At 41.2% G+C, this 18,577-nt stretch carries 19 protein-coding genes and 2 tRNA genes; 17 read left to right on the top strand and 4 right to left on the bottom strand.

Annotation, left to right across the window (positions count from 1 at the left end):
• The first annotated feature begins 35 nt into the window (after positions 1-35).
• Genes R2Q78_RS15330 through R2Q78_RS15320 form a run of 3 tightly spaced genes read left to right on the top strand, consistent with a single transcriptional unit; the run spans position 36 to position 2,316 of the window.
• Positions 36-698: a metal-dependent transcriptional regulator gene (locus R2Q78_RS15330; protein WP_316793418.1), complete on the top strand. Its 663-nt coding sequence runs from the start codon at positions 36-38 to the stop codon at positions 696-698.
• 14 nt (positions 699-712) lie between these two features.
• Complete coding sequence (locus R2Q78_RS15325) at positions 713-1,996, top strand: DUF2130 domain-containing protein (protein WP_316793416.1); 1,284 nt, start codon at positions 713-715, stop codon at positions 1,994-1,996.
• Positions 1,997-2,007: 11 nt separating this feature from the next.
• Positions 2,008-2,316 (top strand): hypothetical protein, encoded by a 309-nt coding sequence (locus R2Q78_RS15320; RefSeq protein ID WP_316793415.1) that lies wholly within the window; start codon positions 2,008-2,010, stop codon positions 2,314-2,316.
• Here R2Q78_RS15320 and rlmF read toward each other — a convergent pair.
• On the bottom strand, positions 2,306-3,253 hold the full coding sequence (gene rlmF / locus R2Q78_RS15315; protein ID WP_316793413.1) for a 23S rRNA (adenine(1618)-N(6))-methyltransferase RlmF: 948 nt from the start codon (positions 3,251-3,253) through the stop codon (positions 2,306-2,308). The genes R2Q78_RS15320 and rlmF overlap by 11 nt on opposite strands.
• 100 nt (positions 3,254-3,353) lie before the next feature.
• Here rlmF and R2Q78_RS15310 point away from each other — a divergent pair, with 100 nt between their 5' ends.
• The 6 genes from R2Q78_RS15310 (at position 3,354) to fabV (ending at position 6,724) form a co-directional block, all read left to right on the top strand.
• On the top strand, positions 3,354-3,707 hold the full coding sequence (locus tag R2Q78_RS15310) for a diacylglycerol kinase family protein (RefSeq protein WP_316793410.1): 354 nt from the start codon (positions 3,354-3,356) through the stop codon (positions 3,705-3,707).
• A gap of 1 nt (position 3,708) precedes the next feature.
• Positions 3,709-4,434: a DNA repair protein RecO gene (recO, locus tag R2Q78_RS15305; protein ID WP_316793409.1), complete on the top strand. Its 726-nt coding sequence runs from the start codon at positions 3,709-3,711 to the stop codon at positions 4,432-4,434.
• Positions 4,435-4,538: 104 nt separating this feature from the next.
• A tRNA-Val gene (locus R2Q78_RS15300) sits at positions 4,539-4,616 on the top strand.
• Positions 4,617-4,662: 46 nt separating this feature from the next.
• Positions 4,663-4,740: transfer RNA gene (locus R2Q78_RS15295), tRNA-Val, on the top strand.
• A 142-nt stretch (positions 4,741-4,882) separates the two neighbouring features.
• Positions 4,883-5,455, top strand: a complete 573-nt coding sequence (locus R2Q78_RS15290) for an acyl-CoA thioesterase (protein WP_316793407.1) — start codon at positions 4,883-4,885, stop codon at positions 5,453-5,455.
• 75 nt (positions 5,456-5,530) lie between these two features.
• A complete protein-coding gene (gene fabV, locus R2Q78_RS15285; RefSeq protein WP_316793405.1) occupies positions 5,531-6,724 on the top strand; it encodes an enoyl-ACP reductase FabV in 1,194 nt (397 codons plus the stop codon).
• Between the two features lie 62 nt (positions 6,725-6,786).
• Here fabV and R2Q78_RS15280 read toward each other — a convergent pair whose 3' ends face one another.
• Complete coding sequence (locus R2Q78_RS15280; RefSeq protein WP_316793404.1) at positions 6,787-8,211, bottom strand: PQQ-dependent sugar dehydrogenase; 1,425 nt, start codon at positions 8,209-8,211, stop codon at positions 6,787-6,789.
• Between the two features lie 195 nt (positions 8,212-8,406).
• Here R2Q78_RS15280 and R2Q78_RS15275 point away from each other — a divergent pair, with 195 nt between their 5' ends.
• The 8 genes from R2Q78_RS15275 (at position 8,407) to R2Q78_RS15240 (ending at position 17,594) form a co-directional block, all read left to right on the top strand.
• Positions 8,407-8,787 (top strand): transmembrane 220 family protein, encoded by a 381-nt coding sequence (locus tag R2Q78_RS15275; protein ID WP_316793403.1) that lies wholly within the window; start codon positions 8,407-8,409, stop codon positions 8,785-8,787.
• Between the two features lie 3 nt (positions 8,788-8,790).
• Positions 8,791-9,501: an EboA domain-containing protein gene (locus R2Q78_RS15270; protein WP_316793401.1), complete on the top strand. Its 711-nt coding sequence runs from the start codon at positions 8,791-8,793 to the stop codon at positions 9,499-9,501.
• On the top strand, positions 9,476-10,498 hold the full coding sequence (locus R2Q78_RS15265; RefSeq protein WP_316793399.1) for a TatD family hydrolase: 1,023 nt from the start codon (positions 9,476-9,478) through the stop codon (positions 10,496-10,498). The genes R2Q78_RS15270 and R2Q78_RS15265 overlap by 26 nt, the downstream gene beginning before the upstream one ends.
• Positions 10,499-10,500: 2 nt before the next feature.
• Positions 10,501-11,412: a UbiA-like protein EboC gene (gene eboC / locus R2Q78_RS15260; RefSeq protein ID WP_316793396.1), complete on the top strand. Its 912-nt coding sequence runs from the start codon at positions 10,501-10,503 to the stop codon at positions 11,410-11,412.
• Between the two features lie 16 nt (positions 11,413-11,428).
• Entirely contained in the window at positions 11,429-12,601 is a 1,173-nt protein-coding gene (locus R2Q78_RS15255) for a 3-dehydroquinate synthase (RefSeq protein WP_316793394.1), read from the top strand.
• A 2-nt stretch (positions 12,602-12,603) separates the two neighbouring features.
• On the top strand, positions 12,604-13,812 hold the full coding sequence (eboE, locus tag R2Q78_RS15250; RefSeq protein ID WP_316793392.1) for a metabolite traffic protein EboE: 1,209 nt from the start codon (positions 12,604-12,606) through the stop codon (positions 13,810-13,812).
• A 12-nt stretch (positions 13,813-13,824) separates the two neighbouring features.
• Complete coding sequence (locus R2Q78_RS15245) at positions 13,825-15,177, top strand: alkaline phosphatase family protein (protein WP_316793388.1); 1,353 nt, start codon at positions 13,825-13,827, stop codon at positions 15,175-15,177.
• 62 nt (positions 15,178-15,239) lie between these two features.
• Complete coding sequence (locus R2Q78_RS15240) at positions 15,240-17,594, top strand: phosphocholine-specific phospholipase C (protein ID WP_316793386.1); 2,355 nt, start codon at positions 15,240-15,242, stop codon at positions 17,592-17,594.
• A gap of 5 nt (positions 17,595-17,599) precedes the next feature.
• Here R2Q78_RS15240 and R2Q78_RS15235 read toward each other — a convergent pair whose 3' ends face one another.
• On the bottom strand, positions 17,600-17,881 hold the full coding sequence (locus R2Q78_RS15235) for an isoleucyl-tRNA synthetase (protein WP_316793382.1): 282 nt from the start codon (positions 17,879-17,881) through the stop codon (positions 17,600-17,602).
• 69 nt (positions 17,882-17,950) lie between these two features.
• On the bottom strand, positions 17,951-18,562 hold the full coding sequence (locus R2Q78_RS15230; protein ID WP_316793381.1) for a YdeI/OmpD-associated family protein: 612 nt from the start codon (positions 18,560-18,562) through the stop codon (positions 17,951-17,953).
• Between the last annotated feature and the right edge of the window lie 15 nt (positions 18,563-18,577).

The following is an 18,577-nucleotide window of genomic DNA, read 5'->3' as shown; positions in this document are numbered from 1 at the left end:
AGTCATTTGTTTTAGATAAAACCTATTTTTGTATTATGCTATCTTATACAGAGGAAAACTATCTAAAAGCATTATTGAAACTAAGTTTTCAAAATGAAGAAAGACCCGAGGCAGGAACCAATGAAATGGCTGCTTACCTGGGGGTAAAGCCGGCGACCGCTACCGATATGCTGAAAAAGCTGAAAGAGAAAGATCTGGTGACCTACAAAAAATATGGCAAAATTTTACTTACTGAAAGTGGTAAGAAAAATGGGATTGCTATTTTAAGAAAGCATCGCCTATGGGAAACCTTCCTTTATGAAAAGCTTGACTTTAGCTGGGATGAAGTTCATGAAGTTGCAGAACAACTGGAGCATATCCAGTCTGCAAAACTCGTAGACAAGCTCGAAGAATTCCTGGGCTTTCCGGAATTTGATCCTCATGGAGATCCTATTCCTAAAGCTAATGGAGAAATACCGGCCACGGCCAAAACTTTGCTGTCTGAAATAAAAGCGGGAGAAACCTGTAAAGTGGCTGCAGTAAAAGATACTTCCACATTATTTCTTCAGTATCTTGAAAAATTGCACATTACCATTGGCACTACTTTGAAAGTGATCGAAGTAATTGCGTTTGATGGCTCATTGAGTATCCAGATAGGAAGTCAGGAACCAAGAAGCGTATCCATGAAGTTTGCAGAAAGTTTATTTGTACAAAGCTAATTTAAGTTTGCAGTATGTCCACAGAAATAAAATGTCCTAATTGCGCGCACACCTTCCCTATCGAAGAAGTGATGGCTGAGGAATATAAAAAAGACCTCAGGGAAAAGATGGTATCTTTTACCAAACAGAAGGAAGAAGAGTTTGCGAAGAAACAGCAGGAGTTCCTGACACAACAAAAACAACAGGAAGCGACCTTTGAACAACAGCAAAAACAGCAGGCACTGGCTTACGAACAAAAACTAGCGGAAGAAAAAAAACAGCTTCAAAGCACAATAGAGGAGAGCCTGCGCAAAAGTATCTCTACGGACTTTGAGAACAAGCTCCAGATGCTCGACAATGCACAAAAAGAAAATGAAGAAAAACTAAGACTTGCGCGGGCCAAAGAACTGGACTTTCTGAAAAAAGAACAGGCCATGAAGGACAAGGAGGCTGAGCTGGAACTACAACTGCAAAGAAAATTACAGGAACAACGTGCTGAAATGACCGAACAGATCAGAAAGCAAGAGGCCGAAAAAAATAACATCAAAGAGACTGAACATCAGTTGCGGGTAAAGGAACTGGAAAAACAACTCGACGACCAGAAAAAACTCGCCGAAGAGATGAAAAGAAAAGCTGAACAGGGCTCAATGCAATTGCAGGGGGAAGTTCAGGAACTCATATTGGAAGAATTACTCCGCAACGCTTTTCCTTTCGACTTAATTACAGAAGTAGGCAAGGGAGTCCGGGGAGCAGATTGTGTACACCACATCAGAAACCAATTTGGCCAGGATTGCGGCAAAATCATCTATGAAAGTAAACGCACCAAAGATTTCTCTATGGAATGGATTGAGAAATTAAAAAAAGACATGCGCAGTATGGGGGTTGATGTAGCAGTTATTGTTACCCAGGCTTATCCGAAAGGAATGGATTGCTTTGGAGAAAGGGATGGCGTGTGGATCTGCTCATTTGATGAAGTAAAAGCAGTTTCTTATATCTTACGTGATGGCATTGTAAAGCTTTTTAGTGCTGCAAAATCCCAGGAAAACCGAGGAGATAAAATGCACATGCTTTATGATTATTTGACCAGCAATGAATTTTCTGAACAGTGGAAAGCAATAAGAGAGGGCTTCATGAGCATGAAGCTTTCTATTCAAAGAGAACGTGATGCTATGGAGAAATTATGGAAAGCAAGAGAAAAGCAATTGGAAAAAGTAATGCTTAACGCTGCTCACATTCGCGGATCCATAGAGGGGATTGCCGGAACGGACAGTATTCAACTGAGCCTGACTGACGATGATGAGCCACTACTCTTAGACTAAGAAAAGTTCTAATGATCTACGCAAAGAAAAAAATACAAAACAACGCCAACCTTTCGGCTCAAACAGCAAAAATCATTGCCAACGTAAATGAACTGAAAGAGAAGAATATCGTAAAAATTGAAGGTGCTGAGGTCTATGTATATCCGGAAATCTGGAAAGACAAGGCCACAGCATTAAACTGGATCAAATGCCTGCATTTATATTGTATGCTAAAACACAGGCTTAAGGAAAGTGATACGCTCCACTTTAAACATTATACCAACGGAGAATTGATCGGGCACTTTAAAAATAAAAAAGCTACAGTATTGGTTAGCTTTTAGTGCTCCATCTTTTTGCCGCCCATTGCTGTTGCTTTTCAGGAGATAAGAAAGTCCATGCTACAAACCTGCTGATCTTTTGACCCTGAGCCATCTCTACCTGTTTCACTTCATAGGGGTTAACTCTTTGAAGTGCATTAAAAATAAAAGGCAGGTTGCTGCTCTTGGAAACCAGTGTGGTAAACCAAAAACATTGGTCTTTGATCCTACTGCTTTCGGCTATCATTTTCCGGATAAAGCCAACCTCACCCCCATCGCACCAAAGCTCTTTATTTTGTCCGCCAAAATTTAGGGTTACAGCTTTTTGCTTTCCAAGGTTTTGAAGCTTACGTTTTGTTCCTGCCAGTGCTTCTTCTGCTGATGCATGAAATGGCGGATTGCATAAAGTAAAATCATAAATTTCTCCGGGCTTAACAATCCCGCTAAATATATGGCCGGGATTGCTCTGCTGGCGGCATGTAATGGCATTTGTCAACTGTGGGTTCGCTGAAACAATTGCTTGTATGGCTTTAACCGCCCTTTTATCCACTTCAGACCCCAGGAAACTCCAGCCGTATTCCTGATGACCAATGATTGGATACACGCTGTTTGCGCCCATGCCAATATCAAGTCCTTTTATTGATTTCCCTCTAGGAATAGCTCCCGCATTACTTTGGGCCAGGAGATCTGCGAGGTAATGGATATAATCCGCACGTCCGGGAATTGGCGGACACAAATAACCTTCAGGGATGTCCCAATGATCAATACTATAAAAGCATTTTAGTAGTGCCCTATTTAACATCTTAACTGCCGCAGGATCAGAAAAATCAACGGATTGATCTCCATAAGCATTCACTTTTACAAAATCACTTAGCTGTGGTAGCGTTTTCATCAGCTCAGGAAAATCATATCTCGAACGATGTTTGTTTCTTGGATGCAGGGCAGTTTTTTCTTCAGACATTCCTTTAAAAAATTACGCAAAGGTAAGGGTTCTGCACAAACAATTGGATATGTAAGAAAGCATGTCGTACTTTGTAATGGTAATCTGTACAAATTTAATTATGATGCAAAGATTCTTTAAAAGCTTTGGCTATGCATTTTCGGGCTTGACCTATGCTTTTAAAACGCAATTCAATTTTAAATTTCACGTAACCTCAATGCTGATCGTCATTATTTTGGGGTGGTACTTAAGATTATCGCTGTCCGAATGGCTATGGATCATTGCTGCTTCGGCCCTAGTGATCATTATAGAACTTTTGAACACAGCAATAGAGGTACTGGTAGACCTCGTCTCTCCAGCCTATCATGAAAAAGCGAAAATCATAAAAGATGTTGCAGCAGGAGCAGTATTGGTGTCTGCAGTTTTTGCGGCACTTACAGGTCTCCTTATCTTTATTCCAAAAATCGTAGGGTAAGATGTTGCATAAAACCAGGGGAATTGTTTTAAAGACCACTTTATATAGTGAGAGTAGTGTTGTGGTTCAGATCTTTACAGAGAAATTTGGCATACAGTCTTATATGATCAACGGGGTAAAAAAACCGAAGGCAAAGATCAGGATGAATATGTTACAACCCTTGCACCTGGTAGACATGGTTGTTTACCACAAAACCAACACCAGCATACAACGGGTATCGGAATTGAGGCCTTCTCCTATTTTTAGCAGCATTCCATATGACATCATTAAAAGTACGATGGTCATATTCCTGAATGAAGTACTTTATAAGAGTATCAGACAGCAGACCACAGATGACAATCTATTTCAGTTTATTTTCAATGCCGTGTGCTGGCTGGATGAGAACAAAGAAATGAATGTGAATTTTCATCTTTCTTTTTTATTGAAATTATCCCGGTTTCTCGGTTTTGCACCAAATACTGAAACCAAAAGTGACTACAGTTATTTCGATTTACAGGAAGGCGAGTTCAGGTCAAGAACCCCGGTACACCCTCATTTCTTAGAAAAAAATGAAGCACTTTTGTTCATTTCTCTGTTTACGATGCCTTTTGAGAAAATAAATGAGATAAAACTGGAGAATAAAGTGCGCCGCAACATTCTGGATAAAATACTGATTTACTACACCTTACATACTGCATCTTTTGGAGACATCAGATCTCACCAGGTTCTGGAGGACGTACTTTCTTAAAATCTCACAAAAGTTTTTGGAGTTTTAATTTAGACGTGTATATTTGCACTCCCCAACGTCAGGGGATATGGCTTACTCAGCCAAATAAAAGAGTAGAACCAAAGGGGAGATTAGCTCAGCTGGTTCAGAGCACCTGCCTTACAAGCAGGGGGTCACTGGTTCGAACCCAGTATCTCCCACCAAAAACAGCTTACTCTGCTGTTTCAAAATAAAAAGAGTAGAACCAAAGGGAGATTAGCTCAGCTGGTTCAGAGCACCTGCCTTACAAGCAGGGGGTCACTGGTTCGAACCCAGTATCTCCCACCAAAAGCCTTTCAGAAACCTGAGAGGCTTTTTTTTATTGCACAAAATTCACCTTTCTTTACCTTCACCGATTTTTGGATAAGAAAAACTATTGCATTAGATTTATAGCAGGCAAGCACGAGCATACCAGCTAATTTTATTTACAATGACCAGCACCGAAATCCCTGAAACTGCATCTTATAAGCCTGTGAGTTTTTCACAAACAACCATTACAGAACTGATGATCCCTTCCTACTCCAATTTTGGAGGAAAGATACACGGAGGAATCTTATTATCATTAATGGATAAAGTTGCCTACGTCTGTGCTGCCAAACATGCCGGCAATTACTGTGTCACAGCTTCCATAGACGCCGTCAATTTTCTGGAACCGGTGGAGGTCGGGGAACTGGTTTCACTAATGGCTTCTATCAATTATGTGGGTAACACTTCACTTGTTGTGGGAATCAGAGTGATTTCCGAAAATGTAAAGACCAACAAAATCAAACATACCAACACCAGCTATTTCACTATGGTTGCAAAAGACGACCAAAACAAAACGGTGAAAGTACCCGGCCTGATACTGGAAAATAACGATCAGATCAGACGTTTTATCGAAGCAAAATCCCGAAAAGAAATCAGGGAAAACTACCGAAAAGAAGTGGAGCAGATTAATGTCCCTGTAAACAACGAACTCTGCATGCAGGAACTTTCAGGAGAGCGCTGTATCATCACTGCATAAGTTCTGAATAAAAATTCTAGCTTTGTCAGAATTTTGACTCACATATTATTCGTATAACTACAACACAAACAATTTATGATTATTAGTCCTAGAACCCGTGGTTTTATATGCCTTACATCACACCCTGAAGGATGTGCACAAAATGTATTGACACAGATTAACTACGTAAAATCCCAGGGATTGACAGATGGCCCTAAAAAAGTATTGGTAATCGGCGCATCTACAGGATTTGGTTTAGCTTCAAGAATTACAAGCGCATTTGGATCAAATGCATCAACCATAGGAGTATACTTCGAAAAACCGTCTGCACCGGGCAAGCCAGCTTCTCCGGGTTGGTACAACACCGCAGCATTTGAAACTTTTGCAAATGAAGCAGGCTTATATGCCAAAAGCATTAACGGTGACGCTTTTTCTAATGAGATCAAGCAAAAAACAATTGACCTGATCAAAGCAGATCTTGAACAGGTAGATCTTGTTATTTATAGCCTTGCTTCTCCAAGAAGAACACATCCGGCAACGGGTGAAACTTTTAATTCAGTTTTAAAACCTATTGAAGGCAGTTTCAGTGATAAAACAGTCGATTTTCATACAGGCATTGTCTCAACAGTTTCAATAGAACCTGCAAATGAAGAGGAAATAGCTAACACTGTCGCAGTGATGGGCGGCGAAGATTGGGAAATGTGGATAACGGCCTTAAAAGAAGCAAACTTACTGGCTCCGGGAGCCACTACAGTAGCCTATTCTTATATCGGACCAGCGCTTACAGAGCCTGTATACCGCAAAGGAACCATAGGTCGTGCAAAAGACCATCTTGAAGCAACTGCTTTCGGTATCACTGACCTGTTGAAAGACATCAATGGAAAAGCTTATGTTTCTGTAAACAAAGCATTGGTGACCCAGGCCAGTTCTGCTATTCCGGTGATCCCGCTTTACATCTCTTTACTTTATAAAGTGATGAAAGCAAAGGGAATTCATGAAGGATGTATAGAACAGATCAGCCGTCTGTTCAAAGAAAACCTTTATGCAAAAGACGGTGTCCCTGTTGATGAAAAAGGAAGAATCAGAATTGACGATTGGGAAATGAGAGAAGATGTGCAAAATGAAGTGACTGCACTTTGGGCAGAAGCGACAACAGAAACCTTACCAGCAATCGGAGATTTAGAAGGCTACAAAACAGACTTCTTTAACTTATTCGGCTTTGAAGTTCCTAAAGTCGACTACAATGCAGACGTAAACGAAGTAGTTGAAGTTCCTGGACTTCAGGCCTAATCGACTCCATATAAAAAAGTGGCGTGACTTGAAAAAGTCACGCCACTTTTTCATTACCACCTTTAGTTTTGCGGCACTAACTTATAAATCCTGCCGGGTGATTCTACAGCAATATAAATATACCCATCGGGAGCCATGCGTACGTCCCTTACCCTGCCAATATTCTTAAATAAGATCTCTTCTTTAACCACCTTGTTACCTTTTAGAACAGACCTCTGCAGGAATTGAAAACGAAGGGAGCCTGAAAGCAGGTTACCTTCCCAGCCTTTATACTTGCTACCAGTTACGAACGCAAGTCCACTTGGACCAATAGACGGTATCCAATAATGTAAAGGCTGAACCATGCCCTCTTTTGCTGTGAGGTTACTAATTGGTTTTCCATTGTAATTGATACCGTAAGTAATTATTGGCCAGCCGTAGTTCTTACCGGGTTCCTCAATATTTATTTCATCGCCACCCCTAGGACCATGTTCGTTAGTCCAGATTTTTCCGGTTATCGGGTGAATGGTCATACCCTGAGGATTTCTGTGTCCATAAGAAAAAATCGAGGAATAAGAATAAGTGGAAGATTCTGGTCCTGCGGTTTTAATAAAAGGGTTATTAGCGGGAATACTACCGTCACTTTTTATCCGATGGATTTTCCCCAGATCATTGTCTTTTATCTGTTGTGGATTTTCTTTTTCATTGCCACGCTCCCCAACTGAGAAATACAAATAACCATCCTTACCAAACTGCATTCTGGAGCCATAATGGTGTTGGGTTCTCGAGTAAGGTTCTGCTACAAAAATATCCTTTTGCTCTGTTAATGCATTTCCCACAAGTTTTGCCTTCATGATCGCAGTTGTTGCCAAAGTAGCGCCGCCCTCATTTTTAAACTTAGAATAAGAAAGGTATATCGTATTGTTTGATGCAAAATCCGGATCAAGTATTACATCCATTAAACCTCCTTGTCCACGGGCCAAAACCTGCGGAGCACCGCTTATAGCCTGAAGGGACTTATTCTTTACCCTATAGAATTTACCACTTCTGTCAGTAGCCAGGATTTCATTGTCCGGTAAAAACGCAATACCCCAGGGAACATCCAGTCCTTCACCAACAAGTTCCAGTTTGATGGTCATGGCCTCGGTTTTAAAAATGTCAGACTTAGGCCTGTCGTTCGAGGTATACTTTCCAACATTTTTTATCCCTGTAAGGATATAATCAGCCAGCGCATTTATTTCCTTATCAGTCATGCTCTCTCCAAAAGAAGGCATACCTTCGTCTGCATATCCACTCTTAATGGCCTTAAATAAATCTTCTTTTTTATTACCATGCTTCCAGCTACGGTCTACGAACATATCCATTTTTTCCCCATGGCAACCGGCACAGTATGTCTTGTAATTCGTAGCGGCATCTTTAACCAAAGGCTGCTTTCTTCCAACATTGAAACTCATACAAACAGCTACAATCGCAGTCAGCACGACTAGAATTCCTAAATTTTTACGCATAAAATCTCATTTGTAGCATGAAAATACGATTTATCAGTTACAAAAAACCTTTTCACAAGTAATATAATTGATATCAATTTCAGCCGTACTCAAATCACATTCTATAATTCAATTTTTACATTCAGGTTTGCTAAATCGAGTTAATTATCTGTTTATTTGTATTTAGTATTTCAACACACACAAATTGAAACTTTCATGATTATTTTACTTAGCATATTAAACGCTATTTTTTGCATTGCATTCGTTGCTTTTGCTTACCTGAACTTAAATGATGTTGACCCGTGGCTTTGGGTACCTATTTATATGGTGGCTGCCATTTGTTGTGGATTTGCCATTTTTAATCAATTTTACCCTAAAATCTACTTAGGAGCCATATCTTTCTATCTTATTTATGCGATCATTTTATTCTTCGCTAAAGATGGGGTGCGGGATTGGATTTCAAAATACAGAAGACCAAGTCTTGTAGAAAGTATGCAGGCGACTAAACCGTATATCGAAAAAACCAGGGAGTTTTTTGGTTTGCTGATCATCAGTGCCGCACTTGCCATCAATTATTTTGTGGCTATCAATTTGTAAAACATGTCTTTAACAGATAAACAGGTAATAAAAGACCTGGATCATATTTTTCTTCAAATCATCAGCCGCCAGCTTTCTGCCGAAGCGCTGACTTGGCTCAAGGCTAAAGCTGAACTGGTAAAAAATGAGGAAAAATCCATCCAGCTCAACATGGCATTTGCCCATCTACCCAGGTTTTCTTCAAAAGCCGCTATAAACATTGAACCGGAAGAAAGTAAAGCCATTGCACAATTGCTTCCCGGATTTAAGATTACACATTGGGCACTGGATAGACTTTGCCGGGTATGGCTGCTGATGCAAGTACCGGCAGATCATCAGGATGTTTATTTCAAAAAGATAAACGGTCTTTTTACGGCATCCGAGATGAATGAGCAAATAGCGCTGTATTCCGCACTCGCTTTATTTCACTATCCTGAAATATGGGTTTCAAGATGTGAAGAAGGGATTAGAAGTAATATAGGGACCGTGTTAGAAGCCATTATGTATCACAACCCTTATCCCGCAGCATTTTTATCTGAGGCTGCGTGGAACCAACTCATATTGAAAGCATTTTTTACAGAAAAAGATGTCAATCTTATTGTTGGCCTCCACGAAAGGCTAAACAAAGCTCTGGCTGACACCTTAAATGATTATGTTCAGGAACGTCTTGCGGCGCACAGAACAGTATTGCCAGAGATCTATAAACTTATTGAAGAAACAAAAGAGAAAATATAAAGAACGAATTATGTGCTGTAACGAGAATTTTCAGGAAAGAAATGAAGGAGAAAAAATCCAAACCGTCCTTGATCTGAATGACATCAGCGGAATGAAGTTTTTCGATCCGCATGTCCACATGACCTCACGTACTACGGATGATTACCAGGCAATGGCCGATGCAGGTATCGTAGCGCTCATTGAACCCGCATTCTGGCTTGGACAACCACGTACAGGGGTAGATAGTTTTACAGATTACTATAGCAGTTTAATCGGATGGGAAAGATTCAGGTCTTCGCAATTCGGGATCAAGCATTACTGTACTATAGGGCTAAATTCCCGTGAAGCCAACAATGAAAAATTAGCGGAACAGGTGATGGAAATCCTTCCCCAGTTCATTTTTAAAGAAGGCGTGGTTGGTATAGGCGAAATCGGATTTGATGATCAGACTGCCGCAGAAGAAAAATATTACCGACTACAACTAGCCCTGGCCCTTGAGGCGGGATTACCGGTGCAGATCCACACTCCTCACAGAGATAAGAAAAAAGGAACCCAGCGCAGCATGGATATTGCCATTGAGCAAGGGCTCGCTCCGCACATGGTGATCGTTGACCACAACAATGAGGAAACGGTAAAGGAAGTTTTAGACAGGGGCTTTTGGGCGGCATTTACCATTTATCCTTTTACCAAAATGGGCAATGAACGCATGGTCGAGGTTGTAAAACAATATGGCTCAGAAAGAATCATGATCAATTCGGCTGCAGACTGGGGCATCAGTGATCCCCTGGCCGTTCCAAAAACAGCTGCGCTCATGAAAAAATCAGGCATTAGTATAAAAGATATCGAACTGGTTACTTACCGCAATGCGATTACCGCATTTGCACAAAGTGGCCAGATTGATGAGCAGGATTTCCTGACAGTTAAAACTATCGACCAAAGCCAGAAATTTGAAAGCAATTCCATACTAAGGGGCGGACAACAACCAAGAATAGATAAAAACTCTATTATTATTTCCTAGCCGTGAAGAAATTAATCGGATATCTTAGACTAATGAGACCGGCCAATGTGGTTACTGCTGTTGCCGATGTATTGGCAGGAATGGCTATTGCTGGATATTTTACTGAAATTATCCCTGGCTGGCATACAACAATCAATACTACACCATATTTATTACCCGCTATTCTGCTCTGCATATCCACTATAGGGCTTTACAGCGGGGGAATCATCCTGAATGATGTTTTTGATGCAGAGCTCGATGCGAAAGAACGACCAGAACGCCCGATACCAAGTGGATTGATCTCTAAAAAGGCAGCCACAATTTTTGGAGGTGTCTTCTTTTTTATAGGGATTTTTACAGCTGGCCTTTATAGTAAAGAATCACAATATCTTGCCGGCGCCATCATGATATCCTGTTTGGTGTACGACAAATTCCTGAAACACAGCTCAATATTCGGCCCCTTGAATATGGGTTTATGCCGGGGTTTAAACCTTTTATTAGGAGTGAGTATCATAGGGCCTGCTATTCAGCAATGGTGGTTCCTCGCATTTGTTCCTATCATTTATATTGCATCCATCACCATGATCAGCAGAGGCGAAGTTCATGGAGGGAGCAAGAAAATGCTGTATTTCGGAGGCTTGTTATATGCTGTAGTAATTTCCTGTATCCTCACATTTGCTTATACAAAGGATAATCTTCTCCCCACTTTAATATTTGTTTTACCATTTGCCTTTATGATTTTTATGCCGCTGCTCAAGGCCATAAAAACTCCAATTGGATCCAATATCGGCAAAGCCGTAAAAGCAGGGGTAATAGCCCTGATCCTAATGAATGCAGCATGGGCAAGCGCTTTTGGCGTATGGCATGTTGCTGTTTTCATTGTTGTTTTATTACCAGTATCATTATTACTGGGTAAGGCTTTTGCCGTTACCTAGTCAAGCATTTTAGTATATGAGTCATTTAGAACAATCGTTCAGTGTAAAATTTGAATATAAAATATTTTTCACCAGTTCACTTTTCGATACCGGCAATCCGATCTTCAGCGATTTCTTTAAAGGACGACCATCGGAGTCAGTCCGCAAAATATTCTTTGTCGTAGACCAGGGAGTTGCTGATACACATTCCGATCTTTTAGAAAAGATCAAAACCTACTTCGCACAACACCAGGATGTGCAGCTGGTAGAGAACATACTTATTGTACCAGGTGGTGAAGCATCAAAAAACGACCCTTTATTGTTCGATCAGATTGTGGAAGCAGTAAACACCTACGGTATCGACCGTCACTCTTACATTGCCGCCATAGGCGGAGGAGCTGTACTTGATCTGGTTGGCTATGCTGCTGCAGTTTCCCATCGGGGAATAAAACACATCCGAATTCCCACAACGGTACTTTCGCAAAATGATTCCGGAATAGGAGTTAAAAACGGCATCAACTACAAAGGCAAAAAGAATTTCCTGGGCACATTTGCACCCCCGACCGCTGTATTTAATGATGATGAATTTCTGACCACACTGACCGACAGAGATTACCGTTCCGGAATTTCTGAGGCTATAAAAGTTGCGTTGATTAAAGATCCTGAATTCTTTTACTGGATTGAAAAGCATACGCAACAACTCGTTCAGCGTGATACAGACACCATGAACTATCTGATCAAACATTGTGCACAGCTGCATTTAAATCACATTGGCGGCGATGATCCTTTTGAAACAGGCTCAGCCAGACCTCTGGACTTTGGGCATTGGAGTGCACACAAATTAGAACAACTCAGCAATTTTGAAGTATTGCACGGTGAGGCTGTGGCCATGGGTATTGCATTAGACAGCACCTACTCCTTCTTAAAAGGCATGCTTACAGAAGAAAAGCTATTGAAGATCTTAAATGTCCTGGCCGCATTGTCATTCAGCATTTCAGACCCTATCATACAGATTAATGACAAACATTCCCCTATCCTACGGGGCTTGTCAGAATTCCAGGAACACCTGGGAGGTTTATTGACCATCACCCTATTAACCGATATTGGTACCGGAAAAGAAGTGCATGAAATGGACTATGAACTACTCATTAAAGCAAGTGCATACGTAACTGCATTTACGCAACATTACACAGATACCATCAAACAGTAATTATGAAGGTAAATACAGGTCACTTAACTTATTGTACAAATATTCATGCCGGCAAAAACTGGGATGAGGATTTTAATGCGCTAAAACAAAACTTCCCCATAGTCAAGCAAAATGTGGCTCCCACCGAGGCATTAGGTTTGGGCTTGAGGTTATCTCATGCAGCCAGTCTGCAGCTACAAAATGCTGCTGAACTTGAGCTTTTCAAACAATGGCTTCAAGAAAATGATGCCTATGTTTTTACCATGAACGGATTCCCATATGGCGATTTCCATCATACAATAGTTAAGGCAGATGTGCATGCGCCTGACTGGACTACAGACGACCGTAAGGATTATACCATCAGGCTATTTCATATCCTCAAATCTCTTGTACCAGAAGGAATGGACGGCGGAATTTCTACCTCTCCGTTAAGTTACAGGCACTGGTTTAAAACCCCTCAGGCATTAAAAGAAGCAACAGAAAAAGCTACTTTGAATATCATTGAAGTCATCAAGTTACTCGCTGCAATTAAATATGAGCAAGGCCTGTTACTGCATTTAGACATAGAACCAGAACCGGACGGCATACTGGAAACCGGCAGGGAATTCATAGACTGGTTTGAGCAATACCTCTTACCTATTGGAATCCCGGAAATTAAAAATTTCTTCAGCACAACGGATCAGGAAGCTGAAGCGATCATCAAACAGCATCTTTGTCTTTGTTACGATGTTTGTCATTTTGCCATAGGCTACGAAGACCACGAGGCTGTATTGGCCGAATTGGAACATAAGAATATCCGTGTAGGCAAAATCCAGATCAGTGCAGCTTTAAAAGCAAACCTAAATGGATCAGCAGAAAAAAAGCAGCAGATCAGGCAAAGCTTCAATACATTTAATGAACCGACCTACCTTCACCAGGTAGTCGCGCTTCAAAACAACGGTGATGTAAAACGCTATCAGGACCTACCCGAAGCATTGGATGATTTTGAAAACAAAGATACAAAAGAATGGAGGGCACATTTTCATGTTCCCATTTCAATTCAGGATATAGGTCTTCTGCAATCTACACAGAGTGATATCAATACCGTACTTGAACTGCAAAAAGCCAGACCTTTTACCAATCACCTTGAAGTAGAGACCTATACCTGGGAAGTTTTACCCGAACAATTGAAATTACCGATAGCTCAGTCGATCAGCAATGAACTGAACTGGGTGATAGATACATTAGCATAAAAATGAGTTAAGATGAAGAAAACTGTAGTTATAGACGTTGTAGGATTATCGGCTAACCTGATTGGTCAGCATACCCCATTTCTTGAAAAATATATAAAAGATAAAAATCTGGGCAAAATAACCCCTATGTTACCTGCGGTAACTACAGCCGTTCAATCTACATACTTAACAGGGAAATGGCCATCTGAACATGGCATCGTTGGCAACGGCTGGTATGACAATACCGATGCTGAGATCAAATTCTGGAAACAATCCAATAAACTGGTACAGGCAGATAAAATCTGGGACAAGGCCAAAAAGGCAGACCCTAACTTTACCTGCTCCAATATGTTCTGGTGGTACAATATGTATTCCAATGCAGATTATTCCGCTACACCACGTCCAAATTACCTGGCCGACGGCAGGAAGACGCCCGATTTCTATTCGCATCCCGCTGAATTGCGTGATACGCTAAAGGAAAAACTGGGTGAATTCCCACTGTTTCAGTTCTGGGGACCAGGCGCCAATATTAAATCTACACGCTGGATTGCTGATGCCACCATGGCTACAGATGAGCTGCACGACCCAACCTTAACCTTAGTCTACCTGCCTCATCTGGACTATTGCCTGCAAAAATTCGGGAACGACTTCTCTAAGATCAGTAAAGAGCTTGGGGAAATTGATGAAGTAGTAAAAGATCTTGTCAATTTCTATGAAAAGAAAAATGCCAATATCATTATACTATCGGAATATGGAATCGCTCCGGTGAGTAAGCCCGTACACCTAAACCGTATTTTCAGAGAAAAAGGATTACTTCAGATCCGGGTAGAGCGGGGGCTCGAATTGCTGGATGCGGGTGCTTCCAAAGCATTTGTCGTGGCGGATCACCAGATCGCCCACATTTACATCAACGATCCTTCGGTAACCGCTCAGGTAAAAAACATCCTTGAAAATACGCCTGGCATTGCACTAATCCTGGACGAAGAAGGAAAGAAAAAACACCACATCAACCATGAAAGAGCAGGTGATTTCGTAATATCTGCCGCTCCAGAACACTGGTTTACCTATTATTTCTGGCTGGATGATGCAAAAGCACCAGATTATGCAAGGTGTGTAGACATCCATAAAAAACCAGGTTATGATCCTGTTGAGATGTTCATGTCGTCCAAACCACGCGCGGCCTATAAGCTACTCAGAAAAAAAGCAGGGTTCAGGTATGTTATGGATGTAATTCCTCTGGATGCGACCTTAATCAAAGGTTCACACGGCAATATTGACACGCCAGATGAATTTCACCCGGTGTTGATTACAGACACGGGCCTCAACTCAAAAAACATAGAAGCCAACCAGGTATTTGATGTCATATGGAAAGCTTTGAATAGTTAAAATTATCCCTTTACATTTTCTTCAATTTTGCCTAAGTTTGGTTTACACACCAATAAACCAATATGGACTCGAGAAGAGAATTTCTTAAAAAAGCAGCCCTGTTATCGGGTGCAGCTACGCTCCCAAATGTGATCCCTATGTCTATTCAAAAGGCAATGGCCATCAGTGCAGATCCGGGATCTACATTTTATGATGCAGAGCATGTAGTTTTTCTAATGCAGGAAAACCGTTCATTTGACCACATGTTCGGAAAACTGAAAGGCGTAAGGGGATTCAATGATCCACGTGCTTTTACGCTGCCTGACAAAAACAAGGTATGGCTGCAGAAAGATAACGCCGGAAAAACTTACGCACCATTCCATGTAGACATCAATAAAACCAAAATCACCTGGCAGGGTGGCCTTCCCCATTCCTGGTCTGACCAGGTTGCTGCCCGCAACAATGGCAAATATGATAAATGGGTGCCTGTTAAATCGCTAATGTGCCTTGGTTATTACGACAGGACTGACGTTCCGTTTTACTATTCAATGGCTGATGCCTTTACCATCTGTGACCATAATTTCTGCTCTTCGCTAACCGGAACTACGCCAAACCGTTTGTTCTTCTGGACGGGAAATATCCGGCCGGAACTCAACGGAACTTCAGTAGCAGCAGTAAGTAATTCTCAGGCTGAATCCAGAGGGGATACTTATGTAGACTGGGAAACTTTTCCCGAGATACTGGAAGACAATGGGATCGACTGGAAAATCTATCAAAATGAAATATGGTCAGCAGATCTTCCAGGAGATACGGTGGATGATTGGTTGGGCAATTACGGAGACAATGCCATTGAGTATGTAAAACGATACAATGTTAAGCTCTCTGCCTATTTCCGTAAGAATGGTGACATTACAGGAAAAACCAAGCTGACCGCAGCCGAAGTAACAGAAAAATACAATAAACTCTCACAAAGGGAGAAAAACCTGATTGATAAAGCTTTCGCAAGTAACATCAACGCCCCGTTCAATTACCTAGAACTGGCACCATTTACATTTACTGATGATCAGGGTAAAGAACAAACTTTAAACATCCCTAAAAACGATATATTCCACCAGTTCAGGTCTGATGTAGACAATGGAAAATTGCCAACCGTATCCTGGCTGGTAGCTCCTCAAAGATTCTCCGACCACACCAGTTCCCCACTCTACGGAACATGGTATGTATCAGAAGCCATAGAAATTCTGACTAAAAACCCTGAAGTATGGAAGAAAACAATTTTTGTACTTACTTACGATGAGAACGATGGCTATTTTGACCATATCCCTCCCTATGTAGTACCTAAACCGAATGATCCGGAAGCAGGCAAGGTTTCTAACAATATTGATGTAGCCTCAGATTACGAAAACAAAAAAGGCAGTCCTATTGGCTTAGGCTATCGTGTACCAATGGTGGTGGCTTCTCCCTGGAGTAAAGGAGGGTATGTAAACTCACAGGTTTTTGACCATACTTCCTGCCTGATGTTCCTTGAAAATTTCCTGAGCAAAAAAACAGGAAAGAAGATCAGAAGCAGCCAGATCAGCAGCTGGAGAAGAGCCATCTGCGGAGACCTTACTTCAGTATTCAGGCCTGCAGCGGACATCCCGGCAGTAGTTCCTCCCCTATTGAAGAAAGAAACAACGATAGTCAATATTCAGAATGCAAGAAACAAGCCTGCACAATTAAAACCTGATGCACTGTCACAATCGGAGATCAATAAGATCAATAAAGGCTTGGGCATTCAGGAAAAAGGCACCAGCAAAGCCTGTGCATTGCCATATCAGCTCTTTGCTGAAGGCAATTTATCTTCCGATAAAAACAGTATAGCGCTTCATTTTGAATCGGGGGAAGGAAATTTCGGACAAAAAAGCATTCCTTGTGGTGCTCCATTTAATGTTTACACCAAAACCCTCTACAAAGGGGCAGCGGGCAAAACATGGGCGTACGCGGTAAGCAGTGGCGACCAGATCTCTGATCAGTTGAAAATTGATGATTTTGAGAATGGTAAATACAACATCTGCATCACCGGGCCAAATGGGTTCTACCGTGAATTTAACGGCAGTAAAAATGAACCCGCACTTCATGTAAGCTGTCTATATGAGTCAAAGGGATTTTTAAGCAAAAAGCCGAGTGGAAATCTGGTCATTGCACTTGAAAACAAGGACGATAAAGACCTCGAGATTTTAATCACAGACAATGCCTACAAAAGCACTGAACAGCTCACAATTGCATTAAAAGCAAAAAGTAAAACGAGCCTGCCGATTGACCTTCAAAAGAATTCCGGATGGTACGATTTGAGGGTGACCATTAAAGGAGATCCTTCTTTTAATAAGCAATATGCCGGTCATGCCGAAAACGGAAATGATTCTATTACCGATCCTTACATGGGTGGGGTTATATAAGTCTATTAAAGTGGCGATTCATCAGTCGCCACTTTCTTCTCATTTTCTGATAGCTCTTCTTCTTGTTTCTCCGGATCCAGCTCTATCTCTCCCTGTTTATTCGGCTTCGCAAAAATTATAGGAAAGAGAAACATCAATGCTCCTGTAATGAATAAAATTCCGGCCAATGACAGCAAATAATTACTGGACTCGATCTTATTTACACTCATTATCTTATAGCCAATCAACGCCAAAATACCCAGTATAAAGGCGATTACTGCTTTTTGAAGTTTTAAAATCTTGATCATAACAAGAGGCTTTTAGATTGACGGATTTAGAGCTATCAGCAAAAATCAATCCATTAAAGTTTGCGTTTGTTACTTCATATACTTCCAGAATCTAGCTTTGCCTTCCGCTATCCACTCCAATGCTTCATCTATTCTTTTCTGCCTGGTAGCTTCTGTTTTGGCTTCGCTGATCCAGGCAATATATTCCTTACGGAAAGAGTCTGACCTGGCATCAAAGATTTGTTTTGCCTGTGGATTTTGCTCCAACTGCGCTAAAAAATAATCAGGTGTTTCTAAAACCTTAGGCTTCTCAGATTTTGGAGTTACCACTTTAATGCCTTGTTCGTTGAGTTTCATTGCCTCTGCAATGAAGCTAATAAATTCTTCATCCGAAGGAAGTTGTGAGAACTGACTGATTTTACCGAGAAAACGCTGCGCGGCCTTCAGATCTTTATTCGCTTTTAGCCTGGCATCAGACATTAGTTCTCCCTTCAGGAATGTGAAAGCACAGTGATTCTTATAAGAAGCCATCACGCACATAAACTGTTCCTTATAATCAAAATGCGGAAAACCCCATTTTATAGCCTCTTTTACCTCCGGACAGGCATTGTGGACAAGCTGGCGCCAATGCTTTAAAATTGGCTTTGCAAACTCTTCGGATTTTGCAATGTATTCGTCGACCGCTGGATTGAACTTTGACATAATGATATAGCTCAG

It is taken from the genome of Pedobacter frigoris (assembly GCF_032678645.1).
GTDB lineage: Bacteria > Bacteroidota > Bacteroidia > Sphingobacteriales > Sphingobacteriaceae > Pedobacter > Pedobacter frigoris_A.
The sequence above is the reverse complement of the archived record's forward strand: the minus strand, read 5'-3'. Positions and strand labels throughout refer to the sequence as shown.

Excerpts from the sequence above, each read along its gene's own strand:
- R2Q78_RS15245 (WP_316793388.1), top strand. The coding sequence starts at position 13,825 with ATGAAGAAAACTGTAGTTATAGACGTTGTAGGATTATCGGCTAACCTG.
- recO (WP_316793409.1), top strand. The coding sequence starts at position 3,709 with ATGTTGCATAAAACCAGGGGAATTGTTTTAAAGACCACTTTATATAGT.
- R2Q78_RS15325 (WP_316793416.1), top strand. The coding sequence starts at position 713 with ATGTCCACAGAAATAAAATGTCCTAATTGCGCGCACACCTTCCCTATC.
- fabV (WP_316793405.1), top strand. The coding sequence starts at position 5,531 with ATGATTATTAGTCCTAGAACCCGTGGTTTTATATGCCTTACATCACAC.
- R2Q78_RS15240 (WP_316793386.1), top strand. The coding sequence starts at position 15,240 with ATGGACTCGAGAAGAGAATTTCTTAAAAAAGCAGCCCTGTTATCGGGT.
- R2Q78_RS15280 (WP_316793404.1), bottom strand. The coding sequence starts at position 8,211 with ATGCGTAAAAATTTAGGAATTCTAGTCGTGCTGACTGCGATTGTAGCT.
- eboE (WP_316793392.1), top strand. The coding sequence starts at position 12,604 with ATGAAGGTAAATACAGGTCACTTAACTTATTGTACAAATATTCATGCC.
- R2Q78_RS15330 (WP_316793418.1), top strand. The coding sequence starts at position 36 with ATGCTATCTTATACAGAGGAAAACTATCTAAAAGCATTATTGAAACTA.
- R2Q78_RS15230 (WP_316793381.1), bottom strand. The coding sequence starts at position 18,562 with ATGTCAAAGTTCAATCCAGCGGTCGACGAATACATTGCAAAATCCGAA.
- R2Q78_RS15310 (WP_316793410.1), top strand. The coding sequence starts at position 3,354 with ATGATGCAAAGATTCTTTAAAAGCTTTGGCTATGCATTTTCGGGCTTG.
- R2Q78_RS15290 (WP_316793407.1), top strand. The coding sequence starts at position 4,883 with ATGACCAGCACCGAAATCCCTGAAACTGCATCTTATAAGCCTGTGAGT.
- R2Q78_RS15270 (WP_316793401.1), top strand. The coding sequence starts at position 8,791 with ATGTCTTTAACAGATAAACAGGTAATAAAAGACCTGGATCATATTTTT.
- R2Q78_RS15275 (WP_316793403.1), top strand. The coding sequence starts at position 8,407 with ATGATTATTTTACTTAGCATATTAAACGCTATTTTTTGCATTGCATTC.
- R2Q78_RS15255 (WP_316793394.1), top strand. The coding sequence starts at position 11,429 with ATGAGTCATTTAGAACAATCGTTCAGTGTAAAATTTGAATATAAAATA.
- R2Q78_RS15320 (WP_316793415.1), top strand. The coding sequence starts at position 2,008 with ATGATCTACGCAAAGAAAAAAATACAAAACAACGCCAACCTTTCGGCT.
- rlmF (WP_316793413.1), bottom strand. The coding sequence starts at position 3,253 with ATGTCTGAAGAAAAAACTGCCCTGCATCCAAGAAACAAACATCGTTCG.
- R2Q78_RS15235 (WP_316793382.1), bottom strand. The coding sequence starts at position 17,881 with ATGATCAAGATTTTAAAACTTCAAAAAGCAGTAATCGCCTTTATACTG.